The following is a 21,263-nucleotide window of genomic DNA, read 5'->3' as shown; positions in this document are numbered from 1 at the left end:
GCCAGGACAACCAATGAACGAGCCAGCGCGCACACCGTTGCACCGGGAGGACAACCTCCCGGTGGATAACCAGCGTGTCCTGAGCGGACGGTACGAGCTGGGGGGCCTCATTGGCCGGGGTGGAATGGCGGACGTCTACCAGGGCCTCGACACGCGGCTGGGGCGGACCGTCGCCGTCAAGCTGTTGCGCCCGGACCTTGCGCGGGACCCCCAGTTCCAGGCGCGTTTCAAGCGCGAAGCCCAGGCCGTGGCTGCGCTGAACCACCCTTCCATCGTGGCCATTTACGATACCGGCGAACACCTCGTCCACGACGGTTCGGATGACAACGTCCGGGTGCCGTACATCGTGATGGAATTCGTTGAGGGCAAGACCATCCGGGACCTCATCCGGGCCAATGACGTCACCATTGCCCAGGCCATCGATTACTGCCTGGGGGTACTCGCAGCGCTGGAGTACAGCCACAAGGCGGGCATCGTGCACCGCGACATCAAGCCGGCCAACGTCATGTACTGCGAGGGCACGGACTCCGTGAAGGTCATGGACTTCGGCATCGCCCGTGCCATCGCCGATTCCTCAGCCACCATGACCCAGACGCAGGCCGTGGTGGGCACGGCACAGTACCTTTCACCGGAGCAGGCGCGCGGCGAAACAGTGGACGCCCGCAGCGACCTCTACTCCGCCGCATGCCTCCTGTATGAAATGCTGACCTCCCGCCCCCCGTTCATTGGCGACAGCCCGGTATCCGTTGCCTACCAGCACGTCCGCGAAATTCCGGCCCCTGCCAGCAGCCTGAACCCGGAAATTTCTCCCGCGCTGGACACCGTTCTGGCCAAGGCACTGCAAAAGAACCGCGATGACAGGTTCCAGGACGCCGCCGCCTTTATGCGTGCACTGCGTGCTGCCAGGGCCGGTGTTCCTGTTGCAGCAGTTTCCGCCTCAGAGGCGCCCACCGATCCCAACGACTACGTCCCGGCACCGGCTCCCGCCACTGAAGCGTTTGCAGTGACCGGTGCCAGCTTCCTGGACGATGCCCCCACCGGCCGGCTCGCTGCTGTCGGCGCTCTGGCGGACGACGGCGGCCACCCCGCTCCCGCCGCCTACGAACCTTCCGCGCGTGAGGACTTACCCCTTGGCCTGCCCCCGGAACGCGAGCGGACCGCGCACCAGAAGTCCCGCCGCCGTGCATGGATCTCCACCCTGGTGATCTTCACCGTCCTGGTCCTGGCAGGCGGCGCACTGTGGCTGTATACCATCGTGAACCGCCCGGCACCGCCGCCGCCGAAGGTTTCGATTCCGGTGGTGGCGGCCATGACCGAGTCCGCCGCGCTGCAGGAGCTCTACGGCGCGGACGTGGAACCTCGAATCGTCCGAGCCCAGCACGACACGGTACCCAAAGGCACCGCTATCGGAACGGATCCGGCCTCCGGCACCGCCGTTGATCCCGGATCCGAGGTGGTCCTGAACATCTCCGAGGGGCCAAGCGCCGTCACGATTCCGGACACGCTGCCCGGCAAGACGGAAGCCGCAGCCCGGGACATGCTGCGCCAAATTGGTTTAGTGGGCGCCCCCTCCACCACCACCGCCAACAGCGCTACCGTCCCGGCCGGCATCGTGATCACCACGAGCCCTGCCCCGGGACAGAGCGTGGGTGTGGGCACAAGCGTTGAGCTGGTGGTGTCCACGGGCAAGGTGGCGGTGCCGGAACTTCGCGGACGGACGCGGGAAGAAGCAGAGGCGGTTTTGAAGGAACTGGGCCTGGTACCGGCCGTCACCGAGGCGGAAAACGCCCAGGTGGAGCCGGGCAGGGTCACGGATCAGAGCGACGCCGTGAACGCCGCGGTGGAACAGGGCAAGACCGTTACCCTCGTTGTGGCCAAGGCTCCACCTCCGCCACCGCCATCACCCACCGCCACGCCGACACCTGAACCGACTCCCACGCCAACGCCCACGGAGACGTCGCGCAGGCGGGGCTGACGCCCTCTTTTGGGACGGGTCAGTGCTGGATGAGGGGGCTCAGCTTTGCTGCCCGCGCAGCCGCGCCCTTCATGCCCAGTGACTCAAGCCAGTTGCCCAGCATCTGGTAGCCGCCTTCCGTCAGCACGGACTCCGGGTGGAACTGCACGCCGCACAGGGGCGCGGTCCGGTGCTGGAGGCCCATCACCACTCCGGTGGCGGTCTGGGCGGTTACTTCCAGGACGTCCGGAAGCGTGTCCCGGACCGCAGCCAGCGAGTGGTAACGGGTGGCCGTGACGGGGGAGGGGAGTCCCGAAAAGACGCTGGTTCCAATGTGTTCCACCAGCGAGGTCTTGCCGTGCATCAGCTCGGGTGCATGGGTCACTTTGCCCCCAAACGCTTCCGCCAGCGCCTGGTGTCCCAGGCACACACCGAACATAGGGACGCTGTTCTCGCCGCACCAGCGAATGAGTTCGATGCAGACACCCGCTTCGGCCGGGTTGCCCGGGCCTGGTGAGATGAGCACGCCGTCCCGGGTACCGGCCAGTTCAATGGCCTCGGCCAGGGTGACGTCGTCGTTGCGGACCACAGTGGTTTCCGCGCCGAGCTCCTGGAGGTAGCCCACAAGGGTGTAGACGAAGCTGTCGTAGTTATCCACCACGAGGATCTTGGTTGTGGTCATGGCTGGCTTGCTGCACCAATCGTTGAGTCGGTGAACTGGGTGTACTCGGACATCCACGGAAAAAGGAACTGAACCATCAATACCAGTGCGGCGGCGATGAGCACCAGCGACGTGAGGATACGGAGCCACAATGGCCCCGGCAACTGGCGGAAAATCCAGCCGTACATACTCAACCCCTTCCAACCGCTGCAGCCACCCGGGCTGCTATTTCAGCGGGCGGGCCGGCGGACGCAGGGCGCCAGCTGTCCAGCAGGGCATAGGCGATGATGCGTTCTTCCGCCCCAAACCGGGGGTTGCAGCTGGTCATGGTGAGGAAGCTTTCCGTGGGGGTGACGCCCGGAAGGGTGGGCACCGGTTCCAGGACGTCCGACCGCGAGGGCATCACAATCTGGTTGTTGCGGAAAACATACACGTAGTAGCCGTCCTTGGTCTGGACGTAGATCTTGTCCCCGGGCACCAGGGTGTGGATGTTGTCCAGGACAGCGCCGTGGGTCTGGCGGTGCCCGGCGACAGCAAAGTTGCCCACTGCTCCGGGCATGGCCGTGTTGGTGTAGTGCCCCAACCCCAGGGTATCCAGCACGTCCCCGGTGGTGCCCTGGACGATGGGCCGGGTGTAGGACTCGCCGAACCGGGGGATGTACATGATCCCGATCGTGCCGGCGTGGCCAGGCGCGGTTCCCACGACGGGAGGGCCAAAATCCTCAGGTGCTGCAGGGGCTGCGGGCGTATCCGGGACCGGTGCGGCGGTGCCGAGATCCTGGGCGAACTCCTTGATGACTTCGCTTTGCTTCGCGTCGGATTCGACGTTGGTCCACCACAGCTGCCAGGCGACAAAGAGCAGCAGGATCACACCGGCGGTAATCAGCAGCTCGCCCACCACCTGGATTGTCCCGCGCAGTATGACGACGCCGGGAACCGGCGCAGCGGCGGGCCTCGCCTTCTCCTGCAGTACCACGGGTTCTCCTCGGGGCGTGTGCCATGGGCGTTCGTAACCCTTGGCTACGGCTAGAATTGGCTGCTAGTAAGAATCCAGATTTGACCAAGATCGCGCAGACCGCTGGCAGCTTCCTTCTTGCAGGATATCAAGCCCGGAACGCCGAGCTTGCCTCAGCCCGCCAAGGAGAGCCCGTGCCCGAGTCAAAGCCTCGCAAGAAGACCGCCAGCACCCCCCAGCAGGCCACGTCGCAGTCTTACAAACCGAACCCGGTCTGGTTCAAGCCGGTGATGTTCGGCCTGATGATCATCGGCCTCTTCTGGATCATCACTTTCTACATCAGCGAAGGCCAGCTGCCCGTCCAGGCGTGGGAGTCCTGGAACATCGTGGCCGGCTTCGGCATCGCAATCATCGGCTTCCTCATGACCACCCGGTGGCGCTCATAGTTCCTGAACGGGATGCAGTTGCCGGCGTTGCAGCTGCCGGGGGCGCAGTTGTTGGCGATGACGGCCTCGCCCGTCCCGCATGGGCATCGGTTGATCCGCTCCTGCGCGACTACTACGACCAGGAATGGGGCCTGCCCGTCACCGACGAACAGGGACTCTACGAACGCATCTGCCTGGAGGGCTTCCAGGCAGGTCTTTCCTGGGCCACCATTCTCCGGAAACGCCCCGCCTTCCGGGCCGCCTTCGCGGGTTTCAACCCCGAGGCCGTGGCCATCTTCACCGAAGCCGACGTCGACCGGCTTCTGCAGAATCCGGGCATCGTCCGAAACCGGCTGAAAATTCGCTCCGCCATCACCAACGCGCGGGCCACCCTCGCACTGCGCGAAGAAGGCGGCCTGGTGAACTTCGTATGGCAGTTCAAACCTGCTGACACACCCCGCCCTGCCGTCCATACCGAGATTCCCACCCAGTCTGCGGAGTCCATTGCCCTGTCAAAGGCCCTGCGGAAAAAGGGGTTCTCGTTCGTCGGCCCCACCACCATGTTTGCCCTCATGGAAGCTATCGGCATGGTGGACACGCACCTGCTGGACAGCCACCGGCGTGGTTCCTCAGGAATCTGGCCCCAACACCCCGCCTGATTCTTAGGTTTTCCCCAAGTGTTGGCAAAGTTATCCACACTGTTGAAAACTCCCCAAGACAAAGACCGGGCAGGCGTCACCCGCGCCCGGCAGCGGGAAAACCAGCAATCATGCGGGTCATATGCGGTTATTAACAATGTGGACGACCTGTGGATAAAGGGTCTTCCGGTGGGCACCCAGGTGCTCAGCGGTCCTGCTGCACAGGGTGATGGCTGACGATGGAGATCCGGTTAAAGGCGTTCATGGTGATGGCCAGCCAACTGACCAGCGAAAATTCCTCCTCCGTCAGGTGTTGGCGCGCGAACGCTTCCTCCTGGGCCTGCGAACTGTGGCCCGGCAGTTCGGTGATGCTTTCGGCCAGCGCCAGGGCTGCCCGTTCCTTGTCCGTAAAAAGGGCCGTCTCGCGCCAAGCAGGAAGCACCGCCAAGCGCTGTCCGGTCTCACCAGCCTCTAGAGCGTCCCGCACATGGAGATCCAGGCAGTAAGCGCAGCCATTGAGCTGTGATATCCGGACGTGCAGGAGTTCCACGGTCTTTTCATCCAGGCCCGCAGCCTCCGCGGCTTCCCGGACTTTGAGTCCCAGCCCGTTGAGAGCCCGCCATAAGCCTGGATGCTGCTTGTCAAGGAAGATGTGCTTCGTGGTGGCGCTCAATGGATTCTCCTTGCAGGCAGGCAATGGAAGACGGTCAGTGGGCCGGCAGGGGCTGCGCAGCCCACGTTTACCTAGTTCAGCGCCCTCGGGAAGAGTTGTCCACTTACCAACACCGCGATACCCACAACTTATCCACAACTGTGGAAACCGGGACCATCACACGGGCAGTTTTGGCTCCCTACTCCCGACGATGCGGGCATATGCGAAGGAGCGATTACACCCCTGTCACTTATTAACAGTGTGCATAAGCCTGTTGATGGATAAGGGCATCCCACCCCGGAGTGCCGATATTGCGCCTTCTTCCACGTTTTTATCCACAGATCCATAGGAAGCGGACGCTTTGTCCACTTACACACAGCACTATCCCCAACAGTTATCCACAGATGTGGAGTCTCTGGACCGCAGCAGTCGCCAGCCCCCGCCGTCTCAGGGAAAGACGGCTTTCCCGGGTGGAACTACACTCGTGTAAGTTACCAACACTGTGGATAAGTGCTGTGGAAAAGCAAAGGCCCCGACATCAGCGATGTCGGGGCCTTCCTGTACGCGGATGACAATGGCTGCCGCGGGGGTGCTTCCGTGTTCTACATGGAGATCCTGGCCCAGCTGGCAGCTGCCAGCAGGACCAGGACGGCCACCAGCCCTGCGGCCTGGACAACACCCTGCCGCGGCCCGCGCGGAGTGTACGCAAGGACTGCGGCGCAGAGGGCGCCAGTTATCAGGCCGCCCAAGTGCGCCTGCCAGGCGATCTGGGGGATCAAAAATCCAATCACGCCGTTTATCGCTATCAGAACCCAGAGTTGGCGGGTGTCTCCGCCGCGGTGGCGCTGGACCAGCAACATGGCGCCGAAGAGGCCGAAGATGGCACCTGAGGCCCCTACCACTCCCACCAGTCCCTGTCCCGGCACCAGCACGGGATTCAGCAGGAGGTATCCAACGGAGCCGCCCACTGCTGAGATGAGGTACAACGCCAGGAAACGGACGCGGCCCAGGAGCGGCTCGAGGGCCTGGCCGAAAATCCACAGGGTGTACATGTTCAGGGCAATGTGCAGGACGGAATCCGGGGAGTGCAGGAAGGCTGCGGTGAGCATCCGCCAGGGTTCGAATGCGCCGTACTCGGGGGTTGCGAACACGTTGTTATAGGCGAACTGTTCATAGACCACCTGGCCCGGAATCAGCCATTGCAGTGCGTACATCAGCGCACACACAGCGATGATCCCGTACGTCACTACCGGTTTCCCGGACGCAACGGCACCGCCGTAAACGGTCCGGACCTCCGGCGTCGTGCGCCTTGTTTCGTTGACGCAGTCAACGCATTGGAATCCGACGGCGGCCGCCCGCTGGCAGTCGGGGCACGCAGGGCGCCCGCACCGCTGGCAGCGCACATAGGATGGCCGGTCCGGATGCCGGGGGCATACCGGGACCTGCGCGGACGGCTCCGCCGACGGAATTCCGTAACTCATGGAGAGGGTTACAGCTGTTCGATGTCGATGCTGTTGATGGTGACATCCTCCACCGGGCGGTCGCCCATGCCGGTACGGACGCCCTCGATTGCGTCCACAACCTTCTTGGATTCCTCGTCCGCCACTTCACCGAAGATGCTGTGCTTGCCCTGGAGCCAGTCGGTGGGAATGGTGGTGATGAAGAACTGTGAACCGTTGGTGCCCTTGCCCATCCGGATGCCGGCGTTGGCCATGGCCAGCTTGTAGGGCTGGTTGAAGCTGAGCTCGGGGTGGATCTCGTCGTCGAACTGGTAGCCCGGACCGCCCACGCCACGGCCGAGGGGATCGCCGGCCTGGATCATGAAGTCCTTGATGATCCGGTGGAAGATGGTGCCGTTGTACAGCGGCGTGCCGGTCTTGTCCTCGCCCGTCTCGGGGTGGGTCCATGCCTGCTCGCCGGTGGCGAGGCCAACGAAGTTCTTGACCGTCTTGGGCGCGTGGTTGCCGAAGAGGTTAACGACGATGTCGCCGAGGCTGGTGTGGATGGTTGCTTTTGCGGTTGCGATTGCAGTCATAGCGCCCATTCTTCCACGGCCGTCCGGGGTGGGGATGGCTGTGGCAACAGTTCCGCGCTCGGTGAAATCCGCCCAAATTCCGCAGGGAGAATAGCCGGTGAACAGCATGCCACGTAGGCTAACCACAGACCGTCACATTAATCGGGAGGTAGTTGTGAAGAAATCGGATCGTATTGCCCGTGACCTTGAGCTGTCAGTCATCGGCGCCGTTGAGAACGCCAGGGATTGGGCGGGCCCCCGTGTGGAAGCAGCGGTTGGCCGCCTGCAGCACAACCTGGACACCGCATCTCCTAAGGTTCAGGAAGGCCTGAAGTCGGCCGCACACAGGGCGGCGGACGGAGTTGCCGTTGTGACACCGCGCATCCAGGACAGCATCGCGCAGCTCGCACCGCGGATCAACGTTGCAGTGGAGGGCGCTTCCCCGCGGCTGCATGAAGCTTTGGACAAAGCGACGCCGGTTATCCTCAACGCCCGGGACCGGGTTGTTATCGAGTTCCTGCCCCGTCTGTCGGACCAGATCGGCGTCGCCTCGGGCGCGGTCCACCGCACGCTGGAGAACACTCCAGGACGTGTTGACGCTGTGGCGCAGAAGCTCGGCGACGTTGGAATTATTCACGCCCTCCAGGAGCAGGCCCTGGCCACCGGGACACAGCTTCGGACAGCAGCCACCCAGGCAGGCCGCACAGCCACCGTTCAGCTCCCGGAGCCGGAAGCGCCGAAACAGCGCGGCTGGCTGGTCTTCGGTGTTATTGCCGCGGCTGTCGCCGCCGGCGTAGCAGCCTGGAAAGCGTCCAAGCCCGTCGAGGATCCGTGGAAGACGCCGTCACCCGTCACGGGCACCGGTACTCCTGCACCGGTTTCGGCCACCACCGTCAACGAAGTACCGGAAGCAGCCACCGGTTCCGCTTCTGAGGTAGCCGGGGCCACGGGCGGAGACACCACGGACAAGGCCAAGCACGTCGCTGAGGACCTCTCCAGCGGCACGGCAACGGACGCAACCACTGCCACCGGCACCACCGCGTCCAGCGTTGGTGCGGACAAGGGCACCAGCCAGTCCTGACAGTGCACATCCCGACAAGGGGTCCCGCCTCCCGAGGCGGGGCCCCTTCGTCGTCCTAGGGGGCTAACCCGGCCTCCCGGCCGTGCATCTGATCGGTGCTAGATTTGGACTGATGCCAGCCGACCAATCCTCTGGGGATGCCTTGAACGACGAAGCAGAACTGCCCCGCGTATCAATTGTTATCCCGGCCTACAACGAGGAGAGCGTGATCCGGCAGTGCCTCATAGCTGCCATCTACCAGTCGGTGCCCGCCCACGAGATCATCGTGGTGGATAACCTGTCCAAGGACCGGACCGCGGACATTGTGCGCCAGATGCAGCTCGAGTATCCGGAGAGCCCCATCATCCTGCTAAGCCAGGACCGGGAACAGGGACTTATTCCCACCCGCAACTTCGGTTTGGACAGCGCCACCGGAGACATTCTTGGCCGGATCGACGCGGACTCCGTGCTGGAACCTGACTGGGTGGAACAAGTGCAGCGCGCATTCCTGGACCAGTCCGTCCAGGCAGCCACCGGCCCCGTGGTCTACTACGACATGCCCATGCGGCGCTTCGGCCTCAAAGCGGACGACAAGATGCGCCAGCTCATGCTGAAGCTGGCTAAGCACCAGTACCACTTCCTGTTCGGCTCAAACATGGCCCTTCGGTCCTCAGCCTGGGAAATCATCCGGTCCGAGACCTGCCGTGATGAGAAGGACGAGATGCATGAGGACATCGATCTTTCGCTCCACCTTGCGGACCACGACCTGAAGATCAACTACTGTCCGCAGATGGTCTCCGGAATGTCGGCCCGCCGGCTGGAAGACTCACCGCGGGACTACCGATACTACGTCACCCGGTTTGACCGGACCTACAAGGCCCACAACGTCAAGAAGATGGCCCTCAAGGCTCCTATGGTGGTGTTCTTCTCGGTGTACTTCCCGGCCAAACTCCTGCGGGCCATCCACACGGTCAACACCGCCCAGCCCGTCCGCCGCGGCGGACAGTAGGGGCCCCGCGGCTGGGAGGTTTAGTCCGTCCCCAGTTCCGCCAGGGGACGCTCGGGCGGACCGTCAGGGCTGCCGGTACTTGTTGCCCGTTTCCGCCGCGCTGCCCGCCCGGACCTCAGTACGACGACGGCGAGTCCCACCAGGATCAGTGCCAGTCCGGCGTAGGTACCGGCAGGAAGAACCTCGTCCAGGAACAGGGCTGCGAGCACTGCGGCCCCGGGGATTTCCAAAAGAATGATCATTGACACCAGGAGCGGACTCATGGTGGCCAGCAGGTGGTTGAACGCCGTGTGCCCAATGAGCTGGGCCCCCACTGTGATGGCTGCGATGCCAAGCCAGCCGGCCCCTTCGAAGCCCGCGAGCGGCTGGCCGCTGGCCAGGGCCAGCACGGCCACCAGGGCTGCACACATGCCGTAGCACAGGGTGGTGTAGGTACCGGTGGTCATACTTTGCCGGGCCTTGCCGCCCGCCAGCGTGTACAGGCCGGCCAGCGCCCCGCCGGCCACCGCCAGCAGGTCTCCCAGCAGGGCCTCGGGTGAAGACCCCATGTCGAACCCTGTGATGGTTACGACTCCGCCGAAAGCGATGCCCAGCCCTGCCAGCACCTGCCAAGGGTGCCTGGTCCCGCGGAGGAGCTGGAAGACGGCGATCCACGCCGACTGGAGGCAGACCAGCGCGGTGGCTGCGGCCACGCTGGTCAGTTGCAGCGAGGTGATGAAGCAAGCGAAGTGCAGGGCCAGCGCGACGGCGGCCAGCACCGACCAGCGAAACTCCGCCCTGGTGACCCTGCCAAACTGGGCCGGCTCACGCACGAGGGTGGGAGTGGCCATGACCGCGGCACCAATGGCATTCCGCCAAAAGGCTATGGCCAACGCGCTGACACTGGTAGCTCCAAGCGTGGCAGCTATCAGGGGGCCGGAGGACGCTACACCCAGCACGCCCAGGGCCGCGATAAAGAAGTTCACTGTCCCAGCCTAATCTCGGCCAAAGACGGGCAAAGCAAAAGTCCCGGCCAGCGCTTGACGCTGACCGGGACTTTCTTATGGTGGAGGCACGGGGACTCGAACCCCGAACCCCCTGCTTGCAAAGCAGGTGCGCTACCAATTGCGCCATGCCCCCATAAGAAGCAACCCGTCCATCATACCCTAGAACCTGGGAGCTCTTGACCAGCTCCCGGCCTGGACGTCCGGCCTAGTCAACCGTATCGGTTGACTCGCTCCAGACAGTTTTCCGGGCTTCGGATTCCTGTGCTTTCCGGTAGACCAGGACGCTCGCGATTGCAGCTGCCACTACAAGCAACTTCTTCACGTGCTCCCCATTCCGGCCCGACCGCAGTGATGCGAACCAAACCTCCACTTGAACCTGCACAGGTTCCGTGGGCGTACCAGGACTTGAACCTGGGACCTCTTCGTTATCAGCGAAGCGCTCTAACCGCCTGAGCTATACGCCCCGATACCTCATCGGGCCGAGACATGACTTTACAGCACATCCCGGCCCGATCTCAAATCGGGCGTTTTCACCGGCCACCGGCCGGTGAAAACAGGGACTAATCGTCCGTGAGGGTAACACCAATGCCGCCCACCAGGGTGGCAGCAATGTTGTAGAGAACTGCGGAAAGCATGGAGAGCGCGGTCAACAGGACAACGTTGACCACGGCGATGATGGTGGCGAAGGATGCCACCTGGCCCAGGGAAGCAACCTTCTTCAGTTCGAAGCCGCCGCCCTCGGAGCCAGCAAGGGTGCCCAGCAGGCTGTCCACCTGGTCAAAGATGCCCGTAAGGTCCAGAACGGTCCACAGGACGATGGCCGCCACCACCGTGACGATCCCCAGCGCCACTGACAGCAGGAACGCCATCTTCAACACGGACCAGGGATCCACCTTGCTGACCAGCAGCCGCGCACGCCTGACCTTTGCCTTCGGCGCCGGTTTAACCAGGCCCGGCGTTCCCTGTGCAGGACGCTGTCCTTGTACGGGGTTTGCCTGTGCGGGTCGCTGTCCTTGGACGGGCTGGCCCTGCACGGAATTTACGGGTGCGGTGCGCGGTGCCGGCTGCCCCTGCACAGGCCGTTCACCCTGTACGGGGCGCTGCCCGGAGACCGGGGGGCGCTGGCCTGGAGCAGCGGCAGGTGCTGCCGGACGCTGCTGGGGACGAACAGGAGCGTTCACGCGGGGCGCAGCCGAAGGCCGGCTTCCCTCGGGAACAGAAGTGTTCGGGTTGGGAAATGAGTCCGGATTACTCACTCGTTACCTCCGTGTTGTCTTCGTTCGGCTCAGCGTCGCCCGAGGCGTCCTCTGACTCTACGGCCGGTGATTCTTCTGCCACTGCTGACTCTGCGGCTTCCTCCGGGGAACCGCTATCTTCAGCCAACGTTACGTCATCCTCAAGCAATTCCTCGCCCACAAGACCGCGTTCGCTGTTGCGCGCCACTTCGATGATCCGGTCGTTTTTGTCCGGCTTGGCGAAGATGACACCCATGGTGTCCCGACCCTTGGCGGGAACGCCGGCGACGGAGGAGCGGACCACCTTGCCGCCCTCCATAACCACCAGCACTTCGTCCTCTTCCTGAACGATCAGCGCTCCCACAAGGTCGCCCCGTCCTTCTGCCAGCTTGGCAACCTTGATGCCCAGGCCGCCGCGTCCCTGCAGGCGGTATTCATCCACTGCGGTGCGCTTGGCGTAGCCACCCTCGGTGACGATGAATACAAACGACCCGTCAGTGACCACGTTGGCGGCCAGCAGTTCGTCCTCCTCGCGGAACTTCATGCCGGTGACACCGGAGGTAGCACGCCCCATGGGGCGAAGGGCGTCTTCGGTTGCCGTGAAGCGGATGGACTGGCCCTTGCGGGACACCAGCAGCAGGTCATCGGTTTCCGAAACCAGCTGCGCGGACACCAGCTCATCGCTGTCGCGGAGGTTGATGGCGATCACGCCCGCGGAGCGGTTGGTGTCGTAGTCCTCCAGCCGCGTTTTCTTGACCAGGCCCCGTTTGGTGGCGAGGACCAGGTAAGGCGCCTGCTGGTAGTCCTTGATGTCCAGGACCTGGGCGATGTGTTCGTCCGGCTGGAATGCCATCAGGTTGGCAACATGCTGGCCCTTGGCGTCACGGCCCGCTTCCATCAGCTCATAGGCCTTGGCCCGGTAGACGCGGCCGAGGTTGGTGAAAAACAGCAGCCAGTGGTGCGTGGTGGTGACAAAGAAGTGTTCCACGACGTCGTCGCCGCGGAGCTGGGCGCCCTTGATGCCCTTACCGCCACGCTGCTGCGAGCGGTAGTTATCGCTCCGGGTGCGCTTGACGTAGCCGCCACGGGTGATGGTGACAACCATCTCCTCTTCGGGGATGAGGTCCTCCATGGACATGTCGCCGTCGTAGCCCATGAGGATCCTGGTGCGCCGGTCATCACCGTGCTTGGCCACGATCTCACCGAGTTCGTTGCTGATGATCTCGCGCTGGCGCTGTTCGGAACCAAGGATCTCGTTGTACTCCGCGATCAGTGCTTCAAGTTCAGCGTGCCGGTCCTGGATCTTCTGGCGTTCCAAGGCTGCGAGGCGGCGCAGCTGCATGTCCAGAATGGCGCGGGCCTGCAGCTCGTCAATGTCCAGCAGTTCCATCAGGCCGTCGCGCGCAGCCTCGGTGGTGTTGGAGGCACGGATAAGCGCGATGACTTCATCGAGCATGTCCAGTGCCTTGAGGAGGGCCCGCAGGATGTGGGCCTCTTCCTCGGCCTTGCGCAGGCGGTACCGGGTGCGCCGGGCAATGACGTCCATCTGGTGCGTCACCCAGTGCCTGATGAAGGCGTCGAGGCTCAATGTGCGCGGCACCCCGTCAACAATGGCCAGCATGTTGGCGGAGAAGTTGCTTTGCAGCTCGGTGTGCTTGTAAAGGTTGTTCAACACCACCTTCGGCACGGCATCGCGCTTCAGGACGATCACCAGGCGCTGGCCGGTGCGGCCGGACGTTTCATCGCGCAGGTCGGCGATGCCCTGGATCTTGCCGTCCTTGACCAGTTCGGCGATCTTGATGGCGAGGTTGTCCGGGTTTGCCTGGTAGGGCAGTTCGGTGACCACAAGGCAGGTCCGTCCCTGCAGTTCCTCCACGTTCACCACCGCGCGCATGGTGACGGAACCACGGCCTGTCCGGTAAGCATCCTCGATGCCCTTGTGGCCCAGGATGGTGGCGCCGGTGGGGAAATCCGGGCCCTTGACCCGCAGGATGAGCTCTTCGAGCAATTCCTCCCGGCTCGCTCCCGGGTTAGCCAGGTACCACTGCACGCCGTCCGCTACCTCGCGAAGGTTGTGCGGCGGGATGTTGGTGGCCATGCCGACGGCGATGCCCGAGGAACCATTGACCAGCAGGTTGGGGAACCGGGCCGGGAGGATGGTGGGTTCCTGGTTCTTGCCGTCGTAGTTGTCCTGGAAGTCGACAGTCTCTTCGTCGATGTCCCGGACCATCTCCATGGCGAGCGGGGCCATCTTCGTCTCCGTGTAACGGGGCGCCGCAGCACCATCGTTGCCGGGCGAACCAAAGTTTCCCTGGCCGAGGGCCAGCGGGTACCGCATGGTCCAGTCCTGGATGAGGCGCACCAGGGCGTCGTAGATCGCGGTATCGCCGTGGGGGTGGTACTGGCCCATGACCTCGCCCACTACACGGGCGCACTTGTTGAAGGAGCGCTCGGGGCGGTAGCCGCCGTCGAACATTGCGTACAGCACCCGGCGGTGCACCGGCTTCAGGCCGTCCCGGACGTCCGGCAGGGCGCGGCCCACAATAACGGCCATGGCGTAGTCCAGGTAGGACCGCTGCATTTCCGTCTGCAGGTCCACCTGCTCCACGCGGTCGATCAGCACGTCGCCTTCAAGAACGGTGTCCGGGTTCCCGGCCTCGGGGACCGGGTTCTCGGGTGTTTCGTCGCTCATTATGTATTTTCCGTTTCAGGTATATGTCAGCTCTGGAATGTCAGGGAAGTGCGCCTAGATATCCAGGAACCTGACGTCCTTGGCGTTCTGCTGAATGAAGTTACGGCGTGACTCCACGTCCTCGCCCATCAGGACCGAGAAGATCTGGTCCGCAGCGAGGGCATCATCCATAGTGACCTGAAGCAACGTGCGGTGGTCCGGATCCATGGTGGTGTCCCAGAGTTCGGTGTAGTCCATCTCGCCGAGACCCTTGTAGCGCTGGATGCCGTTGTCTTTCGGAATGCGGCGCCCTGCTGCCTGGCCGGCGACCAGTTTTGCGTCACGCTCACGGTCGCTGTAGACGTAGTCGTGGGCCGCATTGGACCACTTGATCCTGTACAGCGGCGGCTGGGCGAGGTAGACGTAGCCGTTTTCGATCAGCGGACGCATGTAGCGGAAGAGCAGCGTCATCAGCAAGGTGGTGATGTGCTGGCCGTCCACGTCGGCGTCGGCCATGAGGACGATCTTGTGGTAGCGGAGCTTTGAAAGATCAAAGTCCTCGCCGATGCCTGTACCGAACGCCGTAATCATGGACTGGACCTCTGCGTTGCCCAGTGCCTTGTCCAGGCGGGCGCGCTCCACGTTCAGGATCTTGCCGCGCAACGGAAGGATTGCCTGGGTCTCGGGGTTCCGGCCGCGCTTGGCCGAGCCGCCTGCCGAGTCACCCTCCACGATGTAGACCTCGCACTTCTCCGGGTCCTTCGAGGAGCAGTCGGACAGCTTGCCCGGCATACCGAACGATTCCAGCGGGCTCTTGCGGCGGGCGTTGTCGCGGGCCTTGCGCGCCGCCATCCGGGCCTGCGCCGCTGATATGGCCTTGCGGATCACGTCCCTGGCAGGGCCGGGGTTGCGTTCCAGCCAGTCACCGAGCCCGTCGGTAACAACGCGCTGGACGAAGCCCTTGACCTCGGAGTTGCCGAGCTTAGTTTTGGTCTGGCCCTCGAACTGGGGCTCGGCAAGCTTGACGGAAATAACCGCGGTGAGGCCCTCACGGATATCGTCACCGGTGAGGTTGTCGTCCTTTTCCTTGATGATTCCCTTTTCCCGCGCATAGCGGTTGATCAGGGAGGTCATAGCAGCACGGAAACCCTCTTCGTGCGTACCGCCCTCATGGGTGTTGATGGTGTTGGCGTAGGTGTGGACGCTTTCGGAGTAGGCGTTGGTCCACTGCATTGCCATTTCCAGGGCAATCCGGCGTTCCTTGTCCTCGGTCTCGAAGGCAATGACGTCCTCGTGGACTACCTCCACCTTTTTGCCGGAGTTCAGGTGCTTGACGTAATCCAGCAGGCCTTCGTTGTACTGGTAAACCACCGTGCGGTGCTCGGCTTTGACTTCACCCTCGGTGACCACGCCGTCCAAATCAAGGTCAGCGTCCTCTTCACTGTCACTGGTCGAGGTACGTTCGTCCGTCAGGGTGATCCGCAGGCCCTTGTTGAGAAAGGCCATCTGCTGGAACCGTGCCCGAAGCGTCTCAAAGTCGAACTCGGTGGTCTCGAAAATTTCGGCGTCCGGGTAGAACGTCTGGGTAGTTCCGGTGTGGTCGGTTTCCTCGCCCTTGACCAGGCTGCCCTGGGGTTTGCCGCCGTCGGCAAAGGACATCCGCCACACGTGGCCTTGCCGCCGGACCTCGGTATCCACCCTGCTGGAGAGGGCGTTGACAACCGAGATACCCACGCCGTGAAGGCCACCGGAAACGGCATACCCGCCGCCGCCGAACTTGCCGCCGGCGTGCAGGATGGTCATGACTACTTCGACAGTGGGTTTGTGCTCGGTGGGGTGCATGTCGACGGGGATGCCGCGGCCGTCATCGACGACTTTCACGCCGCCGTCAGCCTGAAGCACTACCTCGATGTGGGTGCAGTAGCCGGCGAGGGCCTCATCCACGGAGTTGTCCACCACTTCGTAGACCAGGTGGTGGAGCCCGCGCGGCCCGGTGGAGCCGATGTACATGCCCGGGCGCTTGCGCACTGCTTCCAGGCCTTCAAGGACGGTGATGTCGCTGGCGCCATATTCGCGCGGGGCGGCAGCTTCCGCAGGGGTGTCAGGCGTGCGGGCATCCTCGACTGCGGGTTCAACTGCCAGAATATCCGTATTGTCGTTAGCCACAGGCGTTGCCGACTCCTCTGTTCTCGATGGTAGCCGACTGATGTCTTCCCCAGGTGCCCAGGAATTTCCATCTGCCGGCAGGCGCAAACTTATAGCGCCGGTGACTAGCTGATGGCGGAACCCGATGTCCGCGTGCTGAAAGCCTGCGGAAAACGGACTCAGTCAACGTTTCACCCGCGCCCAGTTATCTACAGCGATTCTATCGCGAAACCGGCGGTATCCCCGCATTGCGGAGCCGTGAGCGAAGGCCAATGTGCCTGCGGCAGGCCATGTATCCCGCCTTGGACGCTCCAGCGGTCCGGTCTCCGGGTGCCTATACAGCCTGCGGCCCTTCCAGGGCGTTACACGCCAATCAGGGGATTTTCAAGAGTTCGACGACGGACTATCCGTAGGTGTCGCGGGGTCCCCGTCCGTTCACGGACCGGCCGCCCTTGCGCCAGCTGGGTGCCGAGGGTCCGAGGACCTGGATGCTGGTGACTACTCCATCCCCCAGTTCCACTCGGAATTTCTCCAGCAGGCTGATGCTGAGAAGCCGCAGTTGCGTGGCCCAGGCCGTGGAATCGCATCTGACATGCAGCGTAGTGTCGGTGAAGCTCTCCGGCGTGCAGTGCGCGGAAATTTCCGGTCCCACCAGGGTGGCCCATTCCGCCATGACGGAGCCCACCGCAACCGGTGATGTCCAACCGCGCTCAGCCACAAGCCGGCCCACTACGTTGCCGAGGCCGAGGGGATCGCGCCCGGTGGCATGGAACTGGCTGAAACCACGGGTGTCCCTGATTCCGCGTTTGGCCTTCTGGGATCCCGGGCGCGTGGCGGCCCGCCGGATTTCTCCACGCGCTGCCGCAGCCTCCCGCATCCTGTTCAGTGCAGCCTGCGGCGCGTCAATGTTGTCGGGGACTCGGCCGTCAGTGCCGCGGGGTTGTTGCCCGCCGGGCTGTTGGCCCGGCTTTTTCTCGTCCCTATTCATCGATACCTCCCGCGATGATTTTCACCCGCCGGCCGGACAGCTCTTCCGGGATATCGGCGTCGACGGCGGCGGTCACCAGGACCTGTTCCGCGCCCGACACTATTGCCGCCAGTTTACGCCGGCGCTGGACGTCAAGCTCGGCAAAAACATCATCAAGGATCAGGATGGGGGCAGAACCGCCGGTACGGGCATCATCCAACATCACGTAATAGGAAGCGAGCCGGAGCGAGAGGCACATGGACCACGTTTCTCCATGGGAGGCGTAGCCCTTCGCGGGTGCCTGGCCCAGGATCAGCTCCAGTTCATCGCGATGCGGTCCCACCAGCGAGATCCCCCGCTCCAGTTCCTTCCGTCGCGCCTCTGCGAAGGCACGCACATACCGTTCGGTCAACTGCTCAACCGTCAGTTGGCGCAAGTCGTCGGCTTCCGGCGAAGCACTTCCGGCTCCGGTACCGGCGTCACTTCGCAAGAGGGCGCCGTCGTCGTCCATCTGATCCTGGAGCGTGGAGCGGTAGAGGGCGTCAGCGGGTTTGGACGCGTCAGTCAGCTCGGCGTACGCCCGGGCGAGGTGCGGGCGGAGACGCTCCACGAGTTCAAGCCGGGCATAAAGCAACTCGGCCCCGGCCCTGGCCATGTGCTGGTCCCAGACATCCAATGTTGCTTCATGGGCGGAGGTGAACCTGCCGGCGCGGGCGGACTTCAACAGGGCGTTGCGTTGTTTCAGGACGCGGTCATAGTCGCTGCGCGTGGCCGCGTGGTGCGGGACCAGGCTTGCGAGCAGCTCATCGAGGAAGCGGCGCCGGTTCGAGGGGTCACCCTTTACCAGTGCCAGGTCTTCCGGGGCGAAGAGCACTGTTTGGCATATGCCGAGCAGGTCGCGGGCGCGCACCGGGTTGCTCCGGTTGATGCGGCCGCGGTTGGCCCGGCCGGCGTTGATCTCCAGTTCCAACACGGTGATCTGCCCGCCGCGGACCAGCCGTGCCCGGACGAGTGCACGGTCGGTGCCGAACCGCAGGAGCGGTCCGTCTGAACTGACCCGGTGGGAGCTCAGCGTGGCCAGGTAGCCGATGGCTTCCATCAAGTTGGTCTTGCCAATGCCGTTGTAGCCCACCAGGACGGTGACACCCGGACCCAGGGCAAGGTCCACCTGGGCGTAGCTGCGGAAGTCGGTCAGTGAGAGGTGTTCTAGGTACACGCGGGGTTCGGCAATTCTGGGAACCTAAGGAGCTCCCCGTGGTGGCTACTGGGCGGGACGGGTTGCGTGTCCACCGAACTGGTGGCGCAGGGCGGACACCATCTTCATGGCTGGGGAGCTGTCCTCACGCGATTCGAAACGTGCGAAGAGCGCAGCGGTGATGGCCGGCGCGGGAATGGCGTTGGCAATCGCTTCTTCCACGGTCCACCGGCCCTCACCCGAGTCCTCGACATAGTCGTCGATATTCTGCAGGCCCGGATCTTCGTCCAGTGCCTTGACCAGGAGGTCGAGCAGCCAGGAACGGACCACGGTGCCTTTTTGCCAGGCACGGAAGGTGCCCGGCAGATCGGTGATGATGTCCTTGGAAGCGAGCAGCTGGTAACCCTCGGCGTACGCCTGCATGAGGCCGTACTCAATGCCGTTGTGCACCATCTTCGCGTAGTGGCCGGCGCCAACACCGCCAACGTGGACAAAGCTGTCTTCGCGTTCACCCTCAGGACGCAGGGCGTCAAATACGGGAAGAGCGCGTTCAATGTCGGCTGCATCGCCGCCCGCCATCAGCCCGTATCCGTTCTGCAGTCCCCAGACGCCGCCGGAAACGCCGCAGTCCGCGAAACGGATTCCCTTGGCGGCGAGGAGTTCCCCGTGCTTTTGGTCTTCAGTGAAACGCGAGTTGCCGCCGTCGATCACGAGGTCGCCCTCATCCAGTTTTTCGCCGAGTTCCCTGATCACGGCGTCGGTGATGTCGCCGGCGGGAACCATCACCCAGATAAGCCGTGGACTGGGAACCGCGGCGAGGAGCTCATCAATGGAGCCGGCGTCGGTGACGTCCGGATTGCGGTCGTACCCGGTGACGTCCACACCCCCCTTGCGCAGGCGTTCGCGCATGTTGAACCCCATTTTGCCGAGGCCGATCAGTCCGATGTGCACGGTGGATCTCTTTTCTGCGCTGGTGGGAGGGTGGATAGCCCAACTGCATGGGTCACGCCGCCAGGGTTCCCTGGCCGGGGAGCCGATGGGGACTTGCGGCGCGGGGTGGCGGCGGTGGGGACTAGTTGGGGAGGCGGACCGGCATCACGAGGTAACGGTAGTCGTCCTGGTCCTCGCCGTCAGCGTCTGTCTGGGCGGTGATCATTGCGGGCTTTGGTGCTGCCGTGAATGAGAACCGGACAAATTTGGTTTCAATAACGCTCAGGCCCTCCACCAGGTAGTGGGGGTTGAACGCGACGGTGATGTCATCACCGGAGAGCTGGGCTTCCAGTTCCTCGGACGCCTGGGCGTCTTCACCGGTGCCGGCGTCAAGGTTCAACAGACCCTGGGTGAAGGCCAGCCGGACAGGCGTGTTGCGTTCTGCCACCAGTGACACGCGCCGTACCGCTTCAACGAGTTCCTGGGTCTGCACGGTTGCGTGGATTGGAGTTGAATCCGGGAAAAGCGAGCGGATCTTCGGGTAGTCCCCATCAACCAGCAGCGAGGTGGTGGTACGTCCACCGCTTTCGAACCCGATCAGGCGGCTTTCGTCATCTGCGAGAGCGAGGTGGATATCACCGCTGTTGCCAAGGGTTTTAGCTACCTCGTTCAAGGTTTTGGCCTTGACCAGGGCACTGGTGGAGATTCCCGGATTCACCGGCTTCCACGGCACCTCACGCATGGCAAGACGATAGCGGTCCGTGGCCAGGAGTGTGATGAGGTCATCCTCAATCTCCATCCGAACCCCGGTGAGGATGGGCAAGGTGTCATCCTTGCTGGCCGCAATGATCACCTGAGAGACCGCCTGGGCAAAGGCGTCACCCGGAACTGTTCCACTGACGGTGGGAAGTGCTGGAAGCGGCGGATATTCAGCTTCAGGCATCGTCGCCAGGTGGAAGCTGCTTCGGCGGCAGGTCAGTGTGACCTTGTTGCCGTCCGTCTCGACGTCGACAGGGGCTGAGGGAAGGCTGCGGCAAATGTCCGCGAGGAGGCGGCCGGAAACCAGGATGGTGCCTTCGTCACGGATATCTGCCGCGATTTCCAAACGGGCGGACGTCTCGTAATCAAAGCTCGAAAGGCTGACAGTCCCTGCTTCGGCCTTCAAAAGCAGGCCGGAAAGGACGGGGACAGGCGGCCGCGGAGACAACGATCGGGCTGTCCACGTGACGGCTTCTGCCAGGACGTCCCGATCGACTCTGAACTTCACGGAAGGGTGCCGCCTTTCATTGCTGCTGCGATGGTGTTCCGGAAACTTCCCGCAGGAAGCCCCCAAAGGAGTTGTCCCGACACCTGAACCTGCATGGTCCGTGCTGCCTTGACCACGCAGAAACCCAAGGATGGGAGCGCTGCTGACAGCTTAGCCGGAAGACCAGCGATTAACCCATCCCCCGATTGTCCCCGTCAGGTCCCTCGGGGCCGTCGGCCCCTGGTGCGGGGCAGGAGAACGATCTTGTTATTTGAGGGATTTCAAATTTTTGGGATTAGTAGTGTTAATAACTGCTGTGGAAACTGTGGATAACCTCCTCCGGCCGCAGGATCCGGCGGTTAAGCCCTGTTCATGAGCTGTGGGCGGAGCAGGTTTTAAACAGGGTGTGGATGGGGACAACTTTTTTGGCCGTTTTTCGAATCCACAGGCGCCTTAAGGGTTTTAAGCCCATTAACCGCCGTTGTCCCCTTAACTATCCACAGGCTTATCCACATGCACC

General features: G+C 63.3%; 20 protein-coding genes and 2 tRNA genes. 5 read left to right on the top strand and 17 right to left on the bottom strand.

Annotated features, from left to right (window positions below):
• The first annotated feature begins 13 nt into the window (after positions 1 to 13).
• Positions 14 to 1,975, top strand: coding sequence for a Stk1 family PASTA domain-containing Ser/Thr kinase (gene pknB / locus AC5RVN_RS12785; protein ID WP_494138161.1), 1,962 nt, complete (start codon positions 14 to 16; stop codon positions 1,973 to 1,975).
• A gap of 19 nt (positions 1,976 to 1,994) precedes the next feature.
• Here the strand turns inward: pknB and AC5RVN_RS12780 are convergent, their stop codons facing one another.
• The 3 genes from AC5RVN_RS12780 to AC5RVN_RS12770 are packed head-to-tail and all read right to left on the bottom strand — an operon-like array spanning position 1,995 to position 3,591.
• Positions 1,995 to 2,636, bottom strand: a complete 642-nt coding sequence (locus AC5RVN_RS12780; protein WP_494042228.1) for an anthranilate synthase component II — start codon at positions 2,634 to 2,636, stop codon at positions 1,995 to 1,997.
• Entirely contained in the window at positions 2,633 to 2,803 is a 171-nt protein-coding gene (locus AC5RVN_RS12775) for a hypothetical protein (RefSeq protein WP_494042229.1), read from the bottom strand. The genes AC5RVN_RS12780 and AC5RVN_RS12775 overlap by 4 nt, the downstream gene beginning before the upstream one ends.
• Positions 2,804 to 2,805: 2 nt before the next feature.
• Positions 2,806 to 3,591: a class E sortase gene (locus AC5RVN_RS12770; RefSeq protein ID WP_494138160.1), complete on the bottom strand. Its 786-nt coding sequence runs from the start codon at positions 3,589 to 3,591 to the stop codon at positions 2,806 to 2,808.
• A gap of 173 nt (positions 3,592 to 3,764) precedes the next feature.
• On the opposite strand from AC5RVN_RS12770, the gene AC5RVN_RS12765 reads away from it, so the two are divergent.
• On the top strand, positions 3,765 to 4,016 hold the full coding sequence (locus AC5RVN_RS12765; protein ID WP_494042231.1) for a cell division protein CrgA: 252 nt from the start codon (positions 3,765 to 3,767) through the stop codon (positions 4,014 to 4,016).
• Positions 4,004 to 4,654, top strand: a complete 651-nt coding sequence (locus tag AC5RVN_RS12760; RefSeq protein WP_494105817.1) for a DNA-3-methyladenine glycosylase I — start codon at positions 4,004 to 4,006, stop codon at positions 4,652 to 4,654. The genes AC5RVN_RS12765 and AC5RVN_RS12760 overlap by 13 nt, the downstream gene beginning before the upstream one ends.
• Before the next feature lie 184 nt (positions 4,655 to 4,838).
• Here AC5RVN_RS12760 and AC5RVN_RS12755 read toward each other — a convergent pair whose 3' ends face one another.
• From AC5RVN_RS12755 to AC5RVN_RS12745, 3 genes are all read right to left on the bottom strand, one after another.
• Positions 4,839 to 5,306, bottom strand: coding sequence for a carboxymuconolactone decarboxylase family protein (locus AC5RVN_RS12755; RefSeq protein WP_494042233.1), 468 nt, complete (start codon positions 5,304 to 5,306; stop codon positions 4,839 to 4,841).
• A 581-nt stretch (positions 5,307 to 5,887) separates the two neighbouring features.
• Positions 5,888 to 6,766, bottom strand: coding sequence for a rhomboid family intramembrane serine protease (locus AC5RVN_RS12750; protein WP_494105816.1), 879 nt, complete (start codon positions 6,764 to 6,766; stop codon positions 5,888 to 5,890).
• A gap of 8 nt (positions 6,767 to 6,774) precedes the next feature.
• Entirely contained in the window at positions 6,775 to 7,320 is a 546-nt protein-coding gene (locus AC5RVN_RS12745) for a peptidylprolyl isomerase (RefSeq protein WP_494042235.1), read from the bottom strand.
• A gap of 154 nt (positions 7,321 to 7,474) precedes the next feature.
• On the opposite strand from AC5RVN_RS12745, the gene AC5RVN_RS12740 reads away from it, so the two are divergent.
• Together AC5RVN_RS12740 and AC5RVN_RS12735 are read left to right on the top strand one after the other, a co-directional pair.
• Positions 7,475 to 8,380, top strand: a complete 906-nt coding sequence (locus tag AC5RVN_RS12740) for a hypothetical protein (protein ID WP_494138159.1) — start codon at positions 7,475 to 7,477, stop codon at positions 8,378 to 8,380.
• 91 nt (positions 8,381 to 8,471) lie between these two features.
• Complete coding sequence (locus AC5RVN_RS12735; protein ID WP_494138323.1) at positions 8,472 to 9,368, top strand: glycosyltransferase family 2 protein; 897 nt, start codon at positions 8,472 to 8,474, stop codon at positions 9,366 to 9,368.
• Between the two features lie 20 nt (positions 9,369 to 9,388).
• Here the strand turns inward: AC5RVN_RS12735 and AC5RVN_RS12730 are convergent, their stop codons facing one another.
• The 11 genes from AC5RVN_RS12730 to dnaN all read right to left on the bottom strand — a co-directional run bounded on the left by AC5RVN_RS12730 (position 9,389) and on the right by dnaN (position 20,764).
• Positions 9,389 to 10,333 (bottom strand): DMT family transporter, encoded by a 945-nt coding sequence (locus tag AC5RVN_RS12730; protein WP_494138158.1) that lies wholly within the window; start codon positions 10,331 to 10,333, stop codon positions 9,389 to 9,391.
• Positions 10,334 to 10,411: 78 nt separating this feature from the next.
• Positions 10,412 to 10,487: transfer RNA gene (locus AC5RVN_RS12725), tRNA-Ala, on the bottom strand.
• Positions 10,488 to 10,559: 72 nt separating this feature from the next.
• Positions 10,560 to 10,676, bottom strand: coding sequence for a DLW-39 family protein (locus AC5RVN_RS12720; RefSeq protein WP_494042238.1), 117 nt, complete (start codon positions 10,674 to 10,676; stop codon positions 10,560 to 10,562).
• A 68-nt stretch (positions 10,677 to 10,744) separates the two neighbouring features.
• Positions 10,745 to 10,818 (bottom strand) — tRNA-Ile (locus AC5RVN_RS12715).
• Positions 10,819 to 10,914: 96 nt separating this feature from the next.
• Complete coding sequence (locus tag AC5RVN_RS12710) at positions 10,915 to 11,610, bottom strand: DUF3566 domain-containing protein (protein WP_494138157.1); 696 nt, start codon at positions 11,608 to 11,610, stop codon at positions 10,915 to 10,917.
• The gene (gene gyrA, locus AC5RVN_RS12705; RefSeq protein ID WP_494042240.1) at positions 11,603 to 14,281 is read right to left on the bottom strand and encodes a DNA gyrase subunit A; all 2,679 of its coding nucleotides are present in this window, start codon (positions 14,279 to 14,281) and stop codon (positions 11,603 to 11,605) included. The genes AC5RVN_RS12710 and gyrA overlap by 8 nt, the downstream gene beginning before the upstream one ends.
• A gap of 54 nt (positions 14,282 to 14,335) precedes the next feature.
• A complete protein-coding gene (gene gyrB, locus AC5RVN_RS12700; RefSeq protein WP_494138156.1) occupies positions 14,336 to 16,426 on the bottom strand; it encodes a DNA topoisomerase (ATP-hydrolyzing) subunit B in 2,091 nt (696 codons plus the stop codon).
• Between the two features lie 382 nt (positions 16,427 to 16,808).
• The gene (locus AC5RVN_RS12695; RefSeq protein WP_494138155.1) at positions 16,809 to 17,393 is read right to left on the bottom strand and encodes a DciA family protein; all 585 of its coding nucleotides are present in this window, start codon (positions 17,391 to 17,393) and stop codon (positions 16,809 to 16,811) included.
• Complete coding sequence (gene recF / locus AC5RVN_RS12690; protein WP_494042243.1) at positions 17,386 to 18,588, bottom strand: DNA replication/repair protein RecF; 1,203 nt, start codon at positions 18,586 to 18,588, stop codon at positions 17,386 to 17,388. Before recF ends, AC5RVN_RS12695 begins: the two co-directional genes overlap by 8 nt.
• Positions 18,589 to 18,633: 45 nt before the next feature.
• Complete coding sequence (gene gnd / locus AC5RVN_RS12685) at positions 18,634 to 19,518, bottom strand: phosphogluconate dehydrogenase (NAD(+)-dependent, decarboxylating) (protein WP_494138154.1); 885 nt, start codon at positions 19,516 to 19,518, stop codon at positions 18,634 to 18,636.
• Between the two features lie 121 nt (positions 19,519 to 19,639).
• Positions 19,640 to 20,764: a DNA polymerase III subunit beta gene (gene dnaN / locus AC5RVN_RS12680; RefSeq protein WP_494138153.1), complete on the bottom strand. Its 1,125-nt coding sequence runs from the start codon at positions 20,762 to 20,764 to the stop codon at positions 19,640 to 19,642.
• Between the last annotated feature and the right edge of the window lie 499 nt (positions 20,765 to 21,263).

The organism is Arthrobacter sp. sptzw32, from assembly GCF_059089735.1.
This window is presented reverse-complemented; position numbering and strand designations above follow the sequence as displayed.

Coding starts and splice junctions, on each gene's coding strand:
- AC5RVN_RS12775 (WP_494042229.1), bottom strand. CDS start 2,803: ATGTACGGCTGGATTTTCCGCCAGTTGCCGGGGCCATTGTGGCTCCGT.
- pknB (WP_494138161.1), top strand. CDS start 14: ATGAACGAGCCAGCGCGCACACCGTTGCACCGGGAGGACAACCTCCCG.
- AC5RVN_RS12780 (WP_494042228.1), bottom strand. CDS start 2,636: ATGACCACAACCAAGATCCTCGTGGTGGATAACTACGACAGCTTCGTC.
- AC5RVN_RS12745 (WP_494042235.1), bottom strand. CDS start 7,320: ATGACTGCAATCGCAACCGCAAAAGCAACCATCCACACCAGCCTCGGC.
- gyrA (WP_494042240.1), bottom strand. CDS start 14,281: ATGAGCGACGAAACACCCGAGAACCCGGTCCCCGAGGCCGGGAACCCG.
- AC5RVN_RS12695 (WP_494138155.1), bottom strand. CDS start 17,393: ATGAATAGGGACGAGAAAAAGCCGGGCCAACAGCCCGGCGGGCAACAA.
- AC5RVN_RS12750 (WP_494105816.1), bottom strand. CDS start 6,766: ATGAGTTACGGAATTCCGTCGGCGGAGCCGTCCGCGCAGGTCCCGGTA.